General features: G+C 68.7%; 17 protein-coding genes and 1 riboswitch. Of the genes, 12 read left to right on the top strand and 5 right to left on the bottom strand.

Translation table 11 applies throughout. The features are described 5' to 3' along the window. The first annotated feature begins 13 nt into the window (after window positions 1-13). Both OG817_RS21865 and OG817_RS21860 read left to right on the top strand, forming a co-directional pair. Window positions 14-1,162, top strand: coding sequence for a hypothetical protein (locus OG817_RS21865; RefSeq protein WP_406057328.1), 1,149 nt, complete (start codon window positions 14-16; stop codon window positions 1,160-1,162). A gap of 41 nt (window positions 1,163-1,203) precedes the next feature. Continuing rightward, window positions 1,204-2,250 (top strand): M48 family metalloprotease, encoded by a 1,047-nt coding sequence (locus OG817_RS21860; RefSeq protein ID WP_406057326.1) that lies wholly within the window; start codon window positions 1,204-1,206, stop codon window positions 2,248-2,250. Between the two features lie 37 nt (window positions 2,251-2,287). Here OG817_RS21860 and OG817_RS21855 read toward each other — a convergent pair whose 3' ends face one another. Then, window positions 2,288-3,406, bottom strand: coding sequence for a winged helix DNA-binding domain-containing protein (locus OG817_RS21855; protein WP_406057324.1), 1,119 nt, complete (start codon window positions 3,404-3,406; stop codon window positions 2,288-2,290). 129 nt (window positions 3,407-3,535) lie between these two features. Further along, window positions 3,536-4,096 carry an RBBP9/YdeN family alpha/beta hydrolase gene (locus OG817_RS21850; protein WP_406057322.1) on the bottom strand — a complete coding sequence of 187 codons (561 nt, stop codon included), beginning with the start codon at window positions 4,094-4,096 and terminating at the stop codon, window positions 3,536-3,538. 89 nt (window positions 4,097-4,185) lie between these two features. Here OG817_RS21850 and OG817_RS21845 point away from each other — a divergent pair, with 89 nt between their 5' ends. From OG817_RS21845 to OG817_RS21820, 6 genes are all read left to right on the top strand, one after another. Beyond that, window positions 4,186-4,641, top strand: coding sequence for an Lrp/AsnC family transcriptional regulator (locus tag OG817_RS21845; RefSeq protein WP_406057320.1), 456 nt, complete (start codon window positions 4,186-4,188; stop codon window positions 4,639-4,641). A gap of 171 nt (window positions 4,642-4,812) precedes the next feature. Then, a complete protein-coding gene (locus OG817_RS21840; RefSeq protein ID WP_406057318.1) occupies window positions 4,813-6,273 on the top strand; it encodes a M4 family metallopeptidase in 1,461 nt (486 codons plus the stop codon). 40 nt (window positions 6,274-6,313) lie between these two features. Continuing rightward, on the top strand, window positions 6,314-7,249 hold the full coding sequence (locus OG817_RS21835) for an oxidoreductase (protein WP_406057316.1): 936 nt from the start codon (window positions 6,314-6,316) through the stop codon (window positions 7,247-7,249). A 70-nt stretch (window positions 7,250-7,319) separates the two neighbouring features. Further along, the gene (locus tag OG817_RS21830) at window positions 7,320-8,915 is read left to right on the top strand and encodes a CocE/NonD family hydrolase (RefSeq protein WP_406057314.1); all 1,596 of its coding nucleotides are present in this window, start codon (window positions 7,320-7,322) and stop codon (window positions 8,913-8,915) included. Window positions 8,916-9,075: 160 nt separating this feature from the next. Continuing rightward, a complete protein-coding gene (locus OG817_RS21825; RefSeq protein ID WP_406057312.1) occupies window positions 9,076-9,912 on the top strand; it encodes an aldo/keto reductase in 837 nt (278 codons plus the stop codon). A 3-nt stretch (window positions 9,913-9,915) separates the two neighbouring features. Continuing rightward, window positions 9,916-9,983, top strand: a riboswitch (guanidine-III (ykkC-III) riboswitch). A 20-nt stretch (window positions 9,984-10,003) separates the two neighbouring features. Next, complete coding sequence (locus OG817_RS21820; RefSeq protein WP_360453158.1) at window positions 10,004-10,258, top strand: hypothetical protein; 255 nt, start codon at window positions 10,004-10,006, stop codon at window positions 10,256-10,258. A gap of 52 nt (window positions 10,259-10,310) precedes the next feature. Here OG817_RS21820 and OG817_RS21815 read toward each other — a convergent pair whose 3' ends face one another. Beyond that, window positions 10,311-11,156 (bottom strand): hypothetical protein, encoded by an 846-nt coding sequence (locus OG817_RS21815; RefSeq protein ID WP_406057309.1) that lies wholly within the window; start codon window positions 11,154-11,156, stop codon window positions 10,311-10,313. 241 nt (window positions 11,157-11,397) lie between these two features. Here OG817_RS21815 and OG817_RS21810 point away from each other — a divergent pair, with 241 nt between their 5' ends. The 4 genes from OG817_RS21810 (at window position 11,398) to OG817_RS21795 (ending at window position 15,031) form a co-directional block, all read left to right on the top strand. Then, the gene (locus OG817_RS21810) at window positions 11,398-12,432 is read left to right on the top strand and encodes a MoxR family ATPase (protein WP_360453163.1); all 1,035 of its coding nucleotides are present in this window, start codon (window positions 11,398-11,400) and stop codon (window positions 12,430-12,432) included. Between the two features lie 29 nt (window positions 12,433-12,461). Next, a complete protein-coding gene (locus OG817_RS21805) occupies window positions 12,462-13,421 on the top strand; it encodes a DUF58 domain-containing protein (RefSeq protein ID WP_406057307.1) in 960 nt (319 codons plus the stop codon). Further along, window positions 13,421-14,374, top strand: a complete 954-nt coding sequence (locus tag OG817_RS21800) for a VWA domain-containing protein (protein WP_360453169.1) — start codon at window positions 13,421-13,423, stop codon at window positions 14,372-14,374. Before OG817_RS21805 ends, OG817_RS21800 begins: the two co-directional genes overlap by 1 nt. 159 nt (window positions 14,375-14,533) lie before the next feature. Then, entirely contained in the window at window positions 14,534-15,031 is a 498-nt protein-coding gene (locus tag OG817_RS21795; RefSeq protein WP_396397429.1) for a DUF3145 domain-containing protein, read from the top strand. Window positions 15,032-15,235: 204 nt separating this feature from the next. Here OG817_RS21795 and OG817_RS21790 read toward each other — a convergent pair whose 3' ends face one another. Together OG817_RS21790 and OG817_RS21785 are read right to left on the bottom strand one after the other, a co-directional pair. Continuing rightward, window positions 15,236-16,666: an acyl-CoA carboxylase subunit beta gene (locus OG817_RS21790; RefSeq protein WP_406057304.1), complete on the bottom strand. Its 1,431-nt coding sequence runs from the start codon at window positions 16,664-16,666 to the stop codon at window positions 15,236-15,238. Window positions 16,667-16,744: 78 nt separating this feature from the next. After that, entirely contained in the window at window positions 16,745-17,980 is a 1,236-nt protein-coding gene (locus OG817_RS21785; RefSeq protein WP_406057302.1) for a beta-ketoacyl-[acyl-carrier-protein] synthase family protein, read from the bottom strand. Window positions 17,981-18,015 lie beyond the last annotated feature (35 nt).

The raw sequence follows: 18,015 nt of genomic DNA, 5'->3' as shown, positions 1-18,015 counted from the left end.
GTGGGGGATCGCGATGTTCGACGAACGTGATGTCGGTCGGGGTTTCCTGGCAGTCGCGAGCAAAAGTGTGTACGTCAAGGGCGCGGTTGCGCTCGCGGTCGTCGGGATCGTGAGTCTGTTGATGGTCGCGCCTTTCGGCGGAACGACTCAGCCGCAGGCGGCGTGCCTCCCGCTGCCACCGGGACAAGCCGGCGGCCGCGTTCCAGCAGGCTGGATTCGCAAATCCCAGCAAGACTTCGCCAAGCTGATCGACCAGGCCGCGATCGAGCGTGGTCTGCCCGGTAAGGCGACTCTGATCGCGTTGATGACGGCTCTGGTCGAATCGAACCTGCAGAACTTGTCGTACGGCGACGCAGACTCCGTTGGGCTGTTCCAGCAGCGTCCGGCAGCCGGATGGGGAACAGTCGCAGAGATCATGGATCCGCACTATGCAGCCGACGCCTTCTTCGGCGGGTCCGCAGCTCCGAACCCTCCTGGCTTGGTCGACATCAACGGCTGGCCGACGATGCCTCTTGGCGACGTCGCTCAAGCTGTTCAGGTCTCGGCGTTCCCCGACCGCTATGCGCTGCGGGAGCAGGAGGCGCGACAGATCGCGTCGGAGGCGGGCATCGACCTGACCCGTGCGGGGAATCCGTATGCCGGTCGATCAGGCGCACCTCCTCCGGGTTCGGCGAATGAAGGCGTGCTGGACGATGACGACTGCGGTGGGCAAAGTGGCGGTCTGGTCGAGAACGGACCGATCAACGGGGTCTGGCCCGAGCAGAAGGCAAGTGTCACCGACCCGAGTGGCACCGGCGGCCTGGTCACACCGCGGACGGCGGCCTGGACCGCCGAGGCCCGCAAGAACCTTGGAACTCTCAGTATGAGTTGCTGGGACGCCCACGTCTGGAACCCGACCAGCGACCATCCGCGGGGGAAAGCCTGCGACGTCATGGTCGGGGCCGACGCCAGGAAGTCCGCCCCGGCTCGAGTCCGCGGCGACCAGATCGCCAACTGGGCGGTCAAGACCGCGGCGCAGACTGGGGTGCACTATGTGATCTGGTACGGCAAGATCTGGTCAGCCCGCCGCGGAACGTGGATCCCGTACAACGGCGGCGGCGTCTACAACCCCACCGACGCCACCGGCGGCCACTTCGACCACGTTCACGTGTCCGTGTTCTGACCCGGACCTCACGCCTCACCCATGCAGAAGGAGAATCTCGGATGACCGGCCCCGGTGACCCACCTGAGGACAGCGCCTGGGAGCCCGGCCAACTCGAGCCCAGGCAGCCGCCGGGGCCCGGCGGTCCACCAGCCGTGCCCCCGAATTCACAGTGGATCCAACTGCCTCCGGACGCGGCTGGAACCGGTGCCGATGCCGGTTCCCCACGCGCCCGGGTCGACGTTTCCACCGCGACTCTCCTGCTGTCGGCGTTGCCTTGGTACTTCTGGAGCTTCGCCATCGTCTCGTGGATCGTTGGGCTGCTCGGCTTCGGCTGGGGATGGATCATTGTTGTTGCCTGGATGCTGTCCGGAGCGGTTGTCTTCGTTCGGCCTGTCGAAGACATGCTTGCTCGCTACTTGTTCCGACTTCGGCAGCCGACTCTCGTGGAGGAGCAGCGACTGCAGATGGCCTGGCGACAGGTCATCGAACGAGCCGGTGTGCCGCAGGACAGGTACACGCTGTGGATTCAGGATTCCGAAGAGGTCAACGCAACACCGACGCCGGGACACGTTGTTGGTGTGAGCCGCTGGGCGCTCTACACACTGCCTCCGGCGCACCTCGAAGCGGCGCTGGCTCATGAACTCGGTCATCACCTGGGCGGACGGGACTGGTTGAGCCTGCTCAGCTTCTGGTACTCGATTCCGGCGCGGTGCGCACTGATCGGAGTACGGGCACTCGGCCGGTTGATGCTGGCGGTTCCCGCCGTCGGATGTGTGGTCGTTGCCTTCGTGTTGCTGGCGTACTCCGGAGTTCTCTTCGCCGTCCTGCTGCTCGATGACAGCTTGCTGCTGCCGCTGCTGTTCCTCACGCCCTTCGTCGCGCCGCCGATCCTTGCCTGGCTCAGCCGACGCGACGTCATCCGCGCCGATCGCCGCGCTGCCGAGCTCGGATACGGTGCGACGCTCATCCAGGTTCTCTATGGCTGGCAGTTCCAGCACCAGCAGATGCTGGGGCGCGACGGCAGCCGACGGCGGCAGTTGATGTCGAGCTACCCATCTCTCACCGACCGCGCGCACGCCCTGGAACGCTTCCTTCAGTCGAACTGATCTGATGCGTCTCCGCTGAGCTGGAGAGAGTGGCGGATCAGGATTCGGTGAACCTGACTTCGTGGGTGGTGTTGGGGGCGGCGAAAGTCAGGAGGTTGTGGGCTTCTGACTCGATCGCGGTGCGGGCGGAGCGAGTCAGTTTGATGATCGGCTCGATGTCCAGGAGGGCTGACTTCTTGGACTTGGTTTGCTTCCAGAGGGCGGTGGCTTGGCCGTTGTGGAGGAGGGAGCCTCGGGTCAGGACTTCCTGGAGGGTTAGTTGCTGGCGGGTGGGGGTGTCTATCCAGCGGGTTCGGTCGGCGTGGGAGAGGAGGAGGTTGTCGAATTCGGGGAGGAAGCGGGTTGGGGCGGGAGTGTCTTCGGCGGGGAGGGTGATGGTGGGGAGGTCGTAGAGGGTTCGGCCGGTGGTGGCGTCGGTGTAGGTGCGAAGGTCCAGGCGGTCGAAGATCTCGGCGAGGCGGGTGAGGCCGGACCAGGTCTGGGCGTCGGCGACCGAGGCAGGGCCGTACGCGGCCAGGTAGCGCAGTACGAGCCGCTCGAGGGACGGGACCGGGTCGGTGGAGGCGGCGGGGTCGACGGGGGAGTCGAGCCAGAGGTCAGCGGTGGACATGGCGGGGTTGCCGCCTTTGCCCCAGATGCCGCGTGGCGGGGTCTGGATGGTGGGGAGCAGGCAGCGTACGGCGTGGGCCAGTGCGGCGGGTTCGCGGTCGGGCCAGAGTGGGCCGAGGTGTTCACGCAGTTGTACGGCGGTCGCCGGGCCGGCGGTCATGCGGTCGATACCGGCTCGCAGTACGGCGTCGATGTCGAGACCCTCGAGGCGGTGCCGGCCGTAGGTCATGTTCTGGAACACCTCGCGCTCGAGCCGCGGCTGGATCAGCGGGCGGAACGCGAGGAAGTCGCGGCTCGACATCAAGTGGATCGTCGCCCGCATCATCGAACCGCGGACGGCCTGCCGCTCCTCCAGCAGGGTGGCGAGTTCCTCCGGCTGGAAGGACTGCAGTCGCGTCCACAGTCCGACGTACGGCGCGAGTGGTGACTGCGCCTGCATACCGACGAGGTGCTCGATCGCCTCCAGCGCGGTCGCGTCCCGGCGTTCGAGCAGCCACTGCCGCTCCAGGGTTGCGCGACTCAGGGCCTGCAGGCTCAGCTTGGTCATGGCGGGATCCTCTCCTGTACGTCGGGTTCGACGCTACGAGAAGAAGCGGCCAGGTTCGGTCCTCTACTCGAGCCGCTCGCCAGTGAGACCTGGTGTTCGGGGCGATACGACGATCCCCGATCGTCAGCGTCAAGTGGCGACCGTCAGGCCAAGGCCGGCCACGAAGCTGGTGAGGAGTCGCTGGCCGAGAGGCCACAGACCGAGATCGCTGTCGGAATTGATGTGGCCTTGGCGGCCCGTGGTGACAAGAGGGACGGCCCAGTTGACGGCGAGGCCGGCCGCGGCTTCCACGGTGCAGTACGGGTCGTCGTCGCTGGCGACCAGTACGGCGGGGAGGCGTAGGGGACTGGGCTCGAGGCGGGCGAAGGTCGAGAGAAGCGTGGTCGGGAATGTGGGTGCGCGTTGGTCCGGTGACGCGACCATGAAGACTCCACGCACGTGGGGTGCTGCACTCGTGGTCAGCCAGTGAGCGGCGGCGTAGCAACCGAGGCTGTGCGTGACGAGGACAACGTCGTCGTCGGCGACCTGACCGGCCGCGTGGTCGATCGCGGCGGTCCAGTCGTCGCGGTCGGGATGCGTCCAGGATGCCGGTGCGATGCGGGTCGAGTTGGCGAGCCAGCCGGATTCCCAGGCGGACTGCCAGTGGTTGTGATCGGAGCCGTTCAGGCCGGGGACGATGATGAAATGCATGAGACAGCTCCCAAGAGGTGATCAGAGATGTCACCATCATGGTGCCGGTCATTGGCAGGGAGGCGTGTCAGCTGATGGATCGAAGGCAGATGAGCGAATCGAACACGAATTCATTGGATGCGATCGACCGGGAGATCCTGGCGATCCTGCAGACCGACGGGCGGTTGAGTGGTGCCGACATCGGGCGGCAGGTGAATCTGTCGCAGCCGGCGGTGTCGGCGCGGATTCAGCGGCTCGAGCGGTCCGGCGTGATCACCGGCTATCAAGCGATCGTGGATCCGGCCCGGATCGGGCTCAACATCCACGCGGCGGTGCGGATCCGGACGCTGCATGCACGGATCCCGGAGGCGCTCGAGCTGTTCGCCGGTCTCCCGGAGATCACCGCGACCTACCGGCTGACCGGTGAGGACTGTTTCCTCCTCGACGTCCACACGCCTGACGCCGGCCGCCTGGAGCAGGTGGTCGACGCGATCGGGCGTCTCGGGCCGGTCAGCACCTCGCTCGTCCTGCGCAACTACCCGACCAAACCTCTCGCGATCGGGTGAAGGCGCCAGCCCGGCCGGACGCTGCGGGCGGTCGACAGGTTTTCCCTTGCGGGCGCGGAACGACGGGGACTATCGCTTCCCAGCAGGCAGTGAGGCGAACTAGGGTCTCGACGGATTGTAGTTGTTGCATCACGCAACACGAACGGGTTCGTCGACTGTGGGAGGGAACGTATGACGAAACGCCGCAAGGCGGTCGTGGCCGTCACCGCCGGACTGGCCACCATCTCGCTCGGGCTGTCCGTCACCAGCGCCGCGGGGGCCGCGCCGGAGGCCACGACCCTGGGCAACCTGAAGCTGATCAAGACCAAGACGTCGCTGCTCGGCAAGCACTACTGGTACCAGCAGACCTTCAAGGGCCTGCCTGTCGTCAACGGGTACTACGCCAAGCACGAGACCAAGGCCGGCGGTGTCGAGATCGCCGACGGACGGGACGCCATTCCGGCCGATCTGGACGTGTCGGCGAAGGTGCCTGCGGCAACAGCCACCAGCAGCGCGAACAGCGTCGTCAGCGCCCGCGCCGCCCGGGCCCGGATCGCCGGGCCGCACAAGGACGCCGTACCGGCGCCGACCGCCACCCAAGGCGCGGCCCAGCTTGCCGTCGTCGGAGGCAAGGACGCGCGGGTGGTGTGGAAGGTGACCAGTAAGTCGGCCGAGGGCGTCAGCCAGTCCCTGGTCGACGCCAAGAGCGGGACCGTGGTCGAGTCGAAGGTGATCAGCCAGAACGTCGACGGCCACGGCTCGGTGTTCGACCCGAACCCGGTGGTCAGCGAGAAGAACGAGAAGCTGACCGACCAGAACGACAAGAACCAGGACGCCCTGTTCCTGGCGCAGAAGAACGTGATCCTGCGGAACCTGGACGGCTCCGGCAAGCTCAACGGCACCTACGTGAACATCGACGAGGCCAAGGGCGGGGTCGCACAGAACACGAACAACAACTTCGTCTACCAGCGCGCGAACAACAAGTTCGAGCAGGTGATGGCGTACTACCACGTCAACCAGACGCAGGAGTACATCCACCAGCTGGGCTTCACCGAGGTGAACAACGAGTCGCAGGACTTCTCGATCAACACGTTCGCCGGCGACAACTCGTTCTACTCCCCGGACGACGACATGATCACGATGGGCGAAGGCGGCGTCGACGACGCCGAGGACGCCGAGGTGATCTGGCACGAGTACGGTCACGCGATCCAGGACGACGTGGTGCCGGGATTCGGCTCGAACGTGGCGGCCGGATCGATCGGTGAGGGCTTCGGCGACTACTGGGCCGTCACCATGTCCGAGCCGGTCAGCAAGGGCTTCGAGCTGCCCTGCGTGATGGACTGGGACGCGACGTCGTACACCAGCACCGAGCCGCACTGCCTGCGTCGTACCGACACCGGCAAGACCACCGACGACATCGTCGGTGAGGTGCACGACGACGGTGAGATCTGGTCGAACGCGCTGTGGGACATCAACCGTGCCCTCGGCCGGACCAAGGCCAACAAGGTGATCCTCGAGGCGACGTTCTTCTACGACCCGGACACCTCGTTCGCCGCCGCGGCCCAGGACACCGTCCAGGCTGCCCGGCTGCTCTACGGCAAGCCCGCCGCGCAGCAGGTGACCGACGCCTTCAAGGCGCGCAAGATCCTCTGACGGTCGCTCCAGGTTGTGCGCTCACGACTACTGTGGGCGCATGACTTGGAGTACGGCGGACATCCCCGACCTGACCGGACGACGGGCGCTGGTCACCGGCGCCACCAGCGGCCTTGGGTACGAGACGGCGCTCGAACTGCTGGGACACGGCGCCGAGGTGCTCATCGGCGCGCGCAATCCGGAGAAGGCTGCCAAGGTCTCCCAAGCCCTTGCCGACGCATCCGGCCGGCAGCCCACAGTCGTCGAGCTGGACCTGGCCGATCTGGCGAGTGTCGAGCAGGCGGCCGGCAAGCTCACCGCGACCTACAACACGCTCGACCTGCTCGTGAACAACGCCGGCGTGATGGCGACGCCGTACCTGCAGACCAAGGACGGTTTCGAGCTCCAGATCGGCACCAACCATCTCGGGCATTTCGCCCTCACCGGCCGGCTGCTGCCGTTGCTGCTCAAGGCGCCCGCGGCCCGGGTCGTGACGGTCAGCTCGTTCGTGCACACGACTGTTCGCGGGATCGCGGAGGCGGACTTCCGGCGACCCGCCAGCGGCTACTCCAAGTGGGACGCGTACGGGAAGTCGAAGCTCGCGAACGTGCTCTTCATGCTCGAGCTCGACCGCCGCGCCCGCGCTGCCGGCGTGAAGCTGCTCAGCGCCGGCGCACATCCCGGCTACGCGTCCACCAACCTGCAGGCCTACGGCCCGGAACTCGCGGGGCAGCGGTTCATGGCCAACCTGATGGCCATCGGGAACACGCTGTTCGCGCAGTCCGCCGCGGCAGGGGCCTGGCCGAGCCTGTATGCCGCGACCAACCCTGACCTGCGCCCCGGCTCGTACGTCGGCCCGGGCTTCCTCGGGTTCCGCGGCAAGCCGGCGCTCGCGCACCCGACCCGCACCGCGCAGGACCCCGACCTGGCCAAGCGGCTGTGGGAGTGGTCGATCGAGGCAACCGGAGTGGATCCGGCACTCACCGTGCCGAGATAGTGACACAGCGGCAGCTTTCTGGTTACCCTCCGGTAATTCTCGATGGTAGTCCGGACGCCGGAGGTCTCACGTGCGCAGACTCGCAGCCGCCCTCGCTGTCGCCCTTGCCGTTGCGCTGGCCCTCATCACCATCGGTCCGCGTGCCGAGGCCGACCAGTCCGCGGCAGGCTTCAGTACGTCGTACCAGCGCATCCCCGGGGCGGACGGGATCGGGATCGGCGCCGTCGTGCTGACGCCGACCGGCCAGGGCGACGGGCCGTTCCCGCTCGTGGTGATGCCGTCGAGCTGGGGCGTGCCGAACGTCGAGTACGTCGGTCAGGGCGCGAAGCTGGCCAGGTCCGGGTTCCAGGTCATCGCGTACTCGAGTCGCGGCTTCTGGGATTCCGGCGGCGGCATCGACATCGCCGGCCCGCCGACCGTCGCCGACGTCAGCAAGGTGATCGACTGGGCCGATCACCACACGCCGGCCGACACCGGCCGCGTCGCCGCGGTCGGGATCTCGTACGGCGCCGGCACCTCGCTGCTCGCGAGTGCGCAGGACCCGCGGATCAAGGCGGTCGGCGCGATGAGCGGCTGGGCCGACCTGATCGCGTCGCTCGATCCGAACGACACGGTCGCGCTCCAGTCCGTCGCCGGTCTGCTTGCCCTCGGCAATATCACCGGCCGTCCGGGTCCGGAGATGGCGTCGCTGCAGACCAAGTTCGTCACCGGGAACTTCGACGGCGCGATCGCCGAGGCCAAGCAGCTGGCGCCGGTCAGGTCGGCCGCGACGATGGTCGACCGGGTCAACGCGAAGGCCCCGGCGGTGTTCCTGGCCAACGCGTTCGAGGACTCGATCTTCCCGCCCTCGCAGTACACCGACTTCTTCACCCGGCTGACCGGCCCGAAGCGGCTGCTGCTCGCGCACGGCGACCATGCGACCCCTGAGGTGCCCGGCGCGATCGGCCTGCCCAACGAGACCTGGGACGAGCTCGCGGCCTGGCTGCGGCACTACATCGCGGGCGCGGACAACGGCGCCGACGCCGAGGCGCCGGTGCAGCTGAAGTCGCAACGCGGCGGGTGGCGTGGGTACCCGAGCTGGGCCGCCGTCGGACAGTCGCTTACGGCGTACCTCACCAAGCCGACCGGGTTGTCGCGCACCGGCAGTCTCCAGTCGCAGGCCTCGACGGGGTGGACCAGCAACATCGCCGCTGGTGTGCCGACCCTCGCGGACAGCGGCGTGGTGCTCGTTTCCGGCGCGCTGCAAGGGCTTCTGTCGATCCCGACCGCGGTCGCGACTCGGCTCGTGGACAGGTCGTTCGCGGGCGTCTGGTCCGGCCCGGTCTACACCAGTGGCGCCGTGGTCAACGGCACGCCGAAGCTGCATCTGACGGTCAAGCCGTCCGGTCCGAACACCTCGCTCTTCGCCTATCTGTACGACGTCAACGCGCTCGGCGTCGGCTCGCTGATCACGCACAAGCCGTTGACCCTGCGCGGCGCGACCCCAGGCAAGGCGGTGCCGATCGACGTGCGACTCGAGGCGACCAGTTGGGAGGTCCCGGCCGGCAACCATCTGGTCGTCGTGGTGGACACGGTCGACCCTCGCTACCTCGGCCGGAGCGCTCTCGGTACGTCGGTCACCTTCAGTTCCCCGGCGAGCGACCCGTCCTGGATCAGCATCTCGTGATCCTCTGACCGGGCAAGCTCACAGTGCTGAATCGTCAACGCAACAAGGATCCGCGCCCTGACGACGGTCCCGGCCGCTGACTCGGGCGAGTTCGGGATGCGAAGTCGTCGCGTCTCACCGATCCTGGTAGCTACTGCCAACCATGGGAGGTGACAGTGCGATGGCCGCTCCCAGCCATGCGCTCGCGCCCACCTCGGTGAGCAGGTTCCGGCCACCACGCTTCGGGCTCGGCGGTTCGCGTCTCGGCGAACCGCCAGGGCCGGACGGTGACGCGGCCGCGGTCGCCACCGTGGACGCGGCGTACCAGGCCGGCATCCGGTTCTTCGACACCTCTCCGGCGTACGGAGAGTCGGAACGACGTCTTGGTACGGCGCTGCAACGGCGGCCGCGTGGTGAGTTCCTCGTGTCCACCAAGGTGGCGGGTGAGGAGTCCGGTGCGTCGGTGCGGGCGAGTGTGAAACGGCTCGGGTTCGCAGTCGACGTGGTGCTCGTCCGAGATCCCGACGAGGCCGCGATCGAGGCGGCGTACCCGGTGCTGGACGAGATGCGGCGTAGGGGAGAGATCAAGGCAATCGGAGTGGCCTCGGGGGACTGGCGGCTGCTCGATGGACTGGTGCGCGATGTGGACCTGGATTGTGTGCTGCTGTCCGGGCAGTACTCGCTCCTCGATCAGTCCGCGGCGCCGCTCCTGGATCGTTGCCTGGCTCGCGCTATCTCGGTGATCGTGTCCGGCATCCTGACCCGGCCGATCCTGCAGAGCGAGAAGTCCAGCGATCCCGTCGCGATCCGGGTCCGGCGGATCTCTGCGGTCTGCGAGCGGTACGGCGTTTCGTTGCCGCAGGCTGCACTCGCCTTCCCGGCAAGGCATGCCTCGGTCACGTCCGTGCTGATCGCCGCGGCCAGCCCGGCCGAGATCCGCGCCGACGCGGCCCTGGTGCGGCAGCCGGTGCCGGCCACCTTGTGGCGGGATCCGGAATTGCTGCGATTGGTATCCTGACGGCAGGTTCCGCGGTCTGCGGTTCCCCGGTCGAGTGGCGTCGTACCCGGTCCACGACAAGACGGCGCCCGCCCCAGGAGGGGCCACTCCGATGCATGCCATCGACATTCTCGAGATCGCCGGCGCGGTCACCATTCTGGTCGCCTTCGCGGCCGCCCAGGCGGGCAAACTCCGTCAGCGCACGCTCGCGTACCAACTGCTCAACCTGCTCGGCTCAGGGGTACTCGCGGTGATCGCCGCGGTCGAGTCCTCGTGGGGTTTCCTGCTCCTCGAGGGCAGCTGGGCCGTGATCAGCCTCATCGGTCTGCTCACCCTCAACCGAGGCCGCGAGCCGGCCACGCACTGAGCCGCACGCACTGAGCAGGCCACGCACCGACGCCCGCCACTGAAATTCCGGGTCAGAACTTGTCGCCGGGGTTCGTCGGCGGCGTCCCCGAACTCGGTGTACCCGTGGGGCTTCCGGTCGTCGGGGTCTGGCTCGTGGTCGGCGTCGGTCCGGTCGATCCGGTGTTCGGCGGCGGGGTGGTCGGGGTGACCGTCACCGTCACCGTGTTGCTCGGCGTCGGGATGACCGGCTCCGGCTCCAGCGGCTCGGCGTTGCGGAACAGCAGCCAGGCCAGGAACACGGCCAGCGCCATGATGAGCGCCATCGTCACCAGCGCGAAGATCAGCGCCCAGCGCGACGCCGGGCGCAGGATGTTCGGCCACGGCAGCGGCCAGATCCGGAACAGGCCCGGCCGGCGGCGACCCTCCCAGTAGTGCCGGAAGTCCGGTCCGCGGACCCGTCCGTTCTGCGGGACCCGGTCCATCAGTACGGCGGACAGCACGTCCTCGCCGCGGCGCTCCGCGATCAGCCGCTCGTCCGACGCCGCGCTGGTCCCGTCGTCGGTCCGGATCGGGCCGAGCGCGACCCACAGCGCCAGGTCGTTGTCGTCCGAGTCGTTGTGCGCCAGTACGGCGTCGTCCGGCAACTCGTCGACGGCGTTCACGAACCGGTCCCGGGCAGCCGCGTCGTCCGCGGAGCCCTCGGTCATCATCGCGACCACCGCGCTCCGGCCGTCGTCGGCGCTTGCGGTGTACAGGTAGCCGGCCGCGTTCGCGCCGAGGCGGCCGCGCAGCCAGTACTCGCCGACCCGCGGCGGATCCTCCGGCAGCAGCGGCAGTGCCTCCGGGATCACCCGCGCAGGCGCGTCGTCCGGCGTGTCCGCCGTACGCACCTCAGCCTGTGATTCCGTCGCAGTCATCACCTCCAATCCCACCACATCCCTGGTAGCACTGTCGCCACCGGGAGAACTCACCCGCTGTGACGGCCCCGGTCGAGGCTTGTGAATTTGGGTCGATGGGGAGGATGGGGAAAGGACCTGGTGGGCCGTCGGCCCGGCGGACCCGGGGATCTGATGGAATGGCCGGAGTTGTGAGTGCGCCACAGCAGCGACGCGGCGCGGAGATGACCAAGGTCCGAGCGCGGACCCCGGAAGGACAGGCATGACCGAAACCACTGTGCCAGCTGGATCGGTGGCCCAGCAGTCCCGGCTGATCGGCGAGGCCGTCACCGAGGTCAAGCGGGTGATCGTGGGCCAGGAGCACATGGTCGAGACGCTGATGGTCTCGTTGCTCGCCAAGGGCCACTGCCTGCTCGAGGGCGTGCCCGGCGTCGCCAAGACGCTGGCGGTGCGGACCTTCGCGTCGGTGGTCGGCGGCACGTTCGCCCGGATCCAGTTCACCCCCGACCTGGTCCCGTCCGACATCGTCGGCACCCGGATCTACCGGCAGACCCGGGAAGCCTTCGACATCGAACTCGGCCCGACGTTCGTGAACTTCGTGCTCGCCGACGAGGTGAACCGGGCCCCGGCCAAGGTGCAGTCCGCGATGCTGGAGCTGATGGCCGAGCGGCAGGTGTCGATCGGCGGCCAGACCTTCCCGATGCCGAAGCCGTTCATCGTGATCGCCACCCAGAACCCGATCGAGTCCGAGGGCGTCTACCCGCTGCCCGAGGCGCAGCGGGACCGGTTCCTGGTCAAGATCGACGTACCCCACCCGCGCGGGCACGAGGAGTTCGAGATCCTTCGCCGGATGAGCGTCGACCCGCCGGAGCCCCGGCAGGTGCTGAAGCCGGAGACGATCCTGGAGCTGCAGCGGTCCGCGGATCAGGTCTTCGTCCACAACCTCGTCGCGGAGTACGCCGTCCGCCTGGTGATGGCGACCCGGACACCGTCCGACTTCCACCTGCCCGACCTGGAGCCGATCATCGAGCTCGGTGTCAGCCCACGGGCCACCCTCGGCATGATCGCGGCCGGGCGGGGTCTCGCACTGATCCACGGCCGCGACTACCTGCTGCCGAGCGACATCCAGACCGTCGCGCTGGACGTGATGGGTCACCGGCTCGGCCTGACCTTCGATGCCGTCGCGGACAACATCGACCCGCGCGCCGTGATCGAGCGCATCCTGGCCACGGTCCCGCCGCCCCAGCCGGTCTGGCGTGACGGCAACGACGGCACCGGCCGCCCGGAGTTCGTCTAGTGGCCAACCGTCCGGATCCGCGGGCTGCGATGACGATCTCGCAGCTCGCTCCCGAGCGTGCGCTCCGGCGGCTGGAGCTGACCGTCGTACGGCGGCTCGAGGGGTACCTGCACGGGGAACACCTGGGCCTGCTGCCGGGGCCTGGCACCGAGCTGGCCGAGGCCCGGGAGTACCAGATCGGGGACGACGTACGACGGATGGACTGGGCCGTCACCGCCCGTACGACGATTCCGCACGTGCGGGACCTGATCGCGGACCGGGAGCTGGAGACGTGGGCCCTGGTGGACCTGTCCGGGTCGATGGACTTCGGGACGTCGCAGCTGGAGAAGCGGGAGCTGGCCGTCGCGGCCGTCGCCACGGTCGGGTTCCTCACCCACCGACTGGGTGACCGGTTCGGTGGCCTGATGCTGCGTGACTCCGCCCTCCGGCGTTGGCCGGCCCGGTCCGGGCGACTGGCCCTGTATGGCCTGCTCCGGGCGCTGCTGACCGAGCAGATGGGCGACCAGGAAGCACATCGCAGCGACCTGGCCGCAGCACTCGAATCGATGGCCCGGACCCAACGCAAGCGCGGTCTGCGGGTGGTCGTGTCCGACTTCCTGACCCCTCAGGACGGTGAGGTCGACAACCGGCTGGAGCCGTCCTGGGAGCGCGCGATGCGCAAGCTCACCGCGCAGCACCAGGTGCTCGCGGTGGAGATCGTCGACCCGCGCGAGCTCGAACTGCCGAACATCGGCGTGGTCACGATCGGTGACCCCGAGACGGGCGAGGTACGGGAGATCGACACCCGCCGGCGCAAGATCCGGGAAGCGTTCGGGCTGGCCGCACTCGCGCAACGGGAACGAACCCGGATCGCCCTGCGTAGGGTAGGTGCGGGGCACTTGGTCCTGCGGACCGACCGGGACTGGGTCGCCGACACCGTGCGGTTCGTGCTCGCCTACCGGCGAGTGGCGCCCCGCCTGCACCAACCGCCGAAGGGAGTGGCTCGCTGATGGAGTTCCTGTCTCCGGCCAGACTGTGGTTCCTGCTCATCATCCCGGTCGTGCTCGCGGCGTACATCTTCCTGCAGCACCGACGGTCGCAGTACGCGCTGCGGTTCACCAACATCGCCCTGCTGGACCGGGTCGCGCCGCGCCGGCCGCAGTGGCGGCGGCACCTGGCCGTGGGGCTGGCGCTGCTGTCCGCGCTGTCGTGCATCGTGGCGTTCGCGCAGCCCAAGGACAAGGTCAAGGTGCCGCGCGAACGGGCCACCATCGTGGTCGCGGTCGACGTGTCGCTGTCGATGATGGCGACCGACATCGAGCCGAACCGGCTGGAGGCGGCGAAGAAGTCGGCGAAGAACTTCATCAACCAGCTGCCGGGCAAGTTCAACGTGGCCCTGGTCAACTTCGCCGGTACGGCGTCCATCATCGTTCCGCCGACCACCGACCGGGCGACGGTACTGCGTTCCGTCGACGGCCTGGAACTGGCCGAGTCGACGGCGACCGGCGAGGGCATCTTCACCTCACTGCAGGCACTCACCCAGGTCCCACCGGACCCCGACCACCCGAACGACCCGGCCCCGGCCCGGATCGTGCTGCTGTCCGACGGGAAGCGGACAGTCGGCCGGACGGCGCAGGAGGGTGCGCAGGCCGCGAAGGCGAAGAACACCCCGGTGTACACGATCTGCTTCGGCACCGACTCCGGCTTCATCGAGATGGACGGCATCCGCCAGCGGGTCCCACCGGACCGCGCCGAGCTGCGCAGCGTCGCCGAGATCAGCGGCGGCGAGGCGTACACCGCGGAGTCCGCGGGTGAGCTCGAGGACGTCTACAAGGACATCGGCTCCTCGGTCGGGTACGACGAGGTGGACAAGGAAGTCACCGCCCGCTTCGCCGGCATCGCGATGCTCTTCACCCTGGCCGCCGCCGGTGCTTGCATCGCCCTGGCCTCGCGGTTCCCGTAACCCCGACCAGAAGCGCGACACGGCCGTGATGTAGTTGACACGGCGCGGTTGCTGGTGTTGGTGGGGGCGGTGGTGCAAGATGTACGCAGTTGGTCTGCTGGGATCGAGTAGTTGTTCGAGAACGCTGGGGAAGGCGCCCCTCGAGCACAGGAGGTCCCGGTGGCGACGACTCGTGGCGTTCTTTACGTCCACACGGTGCCGTCAGCGTTGTGCCCGCATGTCGAGTGGGCCGCGGGCGGCATACTCGGCGTGCCTGTGAAACTTGACTGGACGCCGCAGCCCGCAGCTCAGGGCACCTATCGGGCCGAGCTGTCATGGCAGGCCGAGGCAGGGACGGCGGCCAAGCTGGCGTCCGCGCTGCGCGGCTGGCAGAAGCTCCGGTTCGAGGTGACCGAGGAGCCCAGCAACGGCGTCGAGGGCGAGCGGTACTCGTTCACGCCCGACCTCGGTGTCTTCCACGCGACGACCGGCGTCCACGGCGACATCATGGTGCCCGAGGAGCGGCTGAAGGCCGCGATGCTGAAGGCCGCCAGCGGCGAAGCCGACCTGACCGAGGAGGTCGAACGCTTGCTCGGTCGCCCCTGGGACGACGAGCTCGAGCCCTTCCGGTACGCCGGCGACGGGGCACCGGTCCGATGGCTCCATCAGGTCGTCTGAACGGAACCTGAGAACTTCAGAAGAAAGCCATGAACGGCAGGACATCCCCGAACATTTCGATGAGACTGAGCATCAGACATCCCACTAGGGTGGGAGGGGCCGTGGCCGCTGGGCCACCGGGTGTCGGGACACCCCCGGTTGTCGACAACAGCGGCCGCACCACGTGAAGGGCGCGGACCTCAGGGTCCGCGCCCTTCCTACGTGCTACAGCGGGATGTTGCCGTGGGCACCACGAGTGCGGCCGGTGGCTTCGGCGTCGGCGATCGCAGTGGCCAGGGCGGTGCGGGTCTTGGCGGGGTCGACGACCTCGTCGACGACGCCGATCTCGCGGGCGCGGTCGATGCCTCCGGCCAGCTTCTCGTGTTCGGCGGCGAGTTCGGCCTCGACCTGCGGGCGCAGTTCGGGGTCGACCTCGGCGAGCTTGCGCCGGTGCAGCACCCGGATCGCGGCGACCGCGCCCATCACGGCCACCTCCGCGCGCGGCCAGGCGAACACGCGCGTGGCGCCCAGCGATCGCGCGTTCATCGCGATGTAGGCACCGCCGTACGTCTTCCGGGTCACCAGCGTCACCCGCGGTACGACGGCCTCTGCAAACGCGTGCAGGAGCTTCGCACCACGCCGTACGACGCCGTCCCACTCCTGGCCGACACCGGGCAGGTACCCGGGCACGTCGACCAGAACCACCAGCGGTACGCCGAACGCGTCACACATCCGGACGAACCGGGCCGCCTTCTCCGCCGATAGCGCGTCGAGGCAACCACCCAGCCGGAGCGGGTTGTTGGCGATCACGCCGACGGTGCGACCGCCGAGCCGACCAAGTGTGGTGACGATGTTCGGTGCCCACCGCTGGTGCAGTTCGACCGAGGAGTCCTCGTCGAGCACCCCTCCGACCAGCGGATGGACGTCGTACGCGCGCTTGGCCGACTCCGGCAGCAGCCCGGACAGGTCGGTGTCGGGAACGCTGGGCGCCACCGTTCCTTGGTTCGCGAGCAGGTCGGTGACCCGGCGGGCTCGCTCGATCGCCGCGGCCTCAGAGTCGGTCGTGATGTGGACGACGCCGGACCGGCGGCCGTGCGGCTCGGGCCCGCCGAGGCGGAGCATGTCCACGTCCTCACCGGTGACGGAACGGACCACATCCGGCCCGGTCACGAAGATCCGGCCCTCCGGCCCGAGGATGACGATGTCGGTCAGTGCCGGCCCGTACGCCGCTCCGCCCGCGGCCGGACCGAGGACGACGGAGATCTGCGGGATCTTCCCTGATGCCTGTGTCATCGCGTAGAAGATCTTCCCGACCGCATGCAGGCTGAGCACGCCCTCGGCCAGTCGGGCGCCGCCGGAGTGCCACAGGCCGATGATCGGCACCTGCTCCTGCCGGGCGACCTCGTACGCCCGGACCACGACGTCACAGCCCTCGTCGCCCATCGCGCCACCCATCACGGTGGCGTCGGAGCAGAAGGCGATCACGGGTGCGCCCTCGACAGTCCCACGCGCCGCGACCATCCCGGACAGGTTGTCCGGGGTGATCAGCGCCAGGCTGCCGGGGTCGAGCAGGGCGGTCAGTCGGGTGACCGGATTGCGTGGGTCCTGCTCGCGGGGCAGCTTGACGGGCTTGGGTACTACGGGGGCGGTGGTCATAGGTCCTCCGGGGTGAGAAGGAAACTGCGGCGTTGCCCGGCGTACGGCGTACCGTTCTCCGGGCGACTGGCGGCTGGGCTACACCGTCTTGAAGGCGATGGCGGCGTTGTGACCGCCGAAGCCGAACGAGTTGTTCAGCGCCGCGAGGTCCCCGTCGGCCAGCTTGCGCTGTTCGGTCGCGACGTCCAGCTCGATCCGGTCGTCGAGCTTGTCCACGTTGATGGTCGGCGGCACCAGCCGGTGGTGCAGCGCGAGCACGGTCGCGATCGACTCGACCGCACCGGCCGCGCCGAGCAGGTGACCGATCATCGACTTCGGCGCGGTCGCCACCGCGTGGTCCGCGTCGTTGCCGAGCGCCAACCGGATCGCCAGCGACTCCGCGATGTCGCCCTGCGGGGTCGAGGTGGCGTGCGCGTTGATGTGGAAGATGTCGGCCGGGGTCAGGTCGCCCTCGACCAGCGCCCGCTCCATCGCCCGCCGCGCACCGGACCCGGTCGGGTCGGGCTGGGCGATGTCGTGGCCGTCGGCGGAGATGCCCGCGCCGGCCAGCTCGGCATAGATCTTGGCGCCGCGCGCCTTGGCGTGCTCGTACGACTCCAGCACCAGGACCCCGGCGCCCTCACCGAGCAGGAATCCGTCGCGGTCCACGTCCCACGGCCGCGAGGCCCGCTCCGGCTCGTCGTTGCGCTTGCTCAACGCCATCATCTGCCCGAACGCCGCCAGCGGCAGGGCCATGATCGCGCCCTCGGTCCCACCGGCCAGTACGACGTCCGCGCGGCCGAGCCGGATCTGGTCCAGGCCGAGCGCGATCGCTTCGTTGCCGGAGGCACAGGCCGAGACCGGGGTGTGCACGCCGGCCTTGGCACCGAACTCGAGGCTCACGTACGCCGCGGACGAGTTCGGCATCAGCATCGGGATCGCCAGCGGCGACACCCGGCGCGGGTTGTTCTTCAGGGCGTCGTAGTTCGACAGCGTGGTGTGCAGGCCACCGATGCCGGAAGCGACGGCTACGCCGAGCCGCTCCCTGTCCAGCCCGGAGTCCTCCAGGCCGGCGTCGGCCCACGCCTCACGGGCGGCGACCACGGCCAGCTGGGCGTTGCGGTCCAGGCGCCGGGCCTTCACCCGCTCGAGCACCTCGGTCGGCTCGACCGCGGCCGGAGCGGCGATCTGGACCGCGAGGTTCTGCACCCACTCGTCGGTCAGCCGCCGGGCGCCGGAGCGACCGGCCAGCAGGCCTTCCCAGGTACCGGCCACGTCGCCGGCGAGCGGCGTGGTGGCTCCGAGCCCGGTGATCACGACTCGGGTCTTCGACATCTTTACCTCATCCTTTGCGAGATCTGGGGGACAGG

It is taken from the genome of Kribbella sp. NBC_00889 (assembly GCF_045207705.1).
In the GTDB taxonomy this organism is placed as follows: domain Bacteria; phylum Actinomycetota; class Actinomycetes; order Propionibacteriales; family Kribbellaceae; genus Kribbella.
Note: the sequence above shows the minus strand (reverse complement) of the source record. Positions and strands in the feature narration are given on the sequence as shown.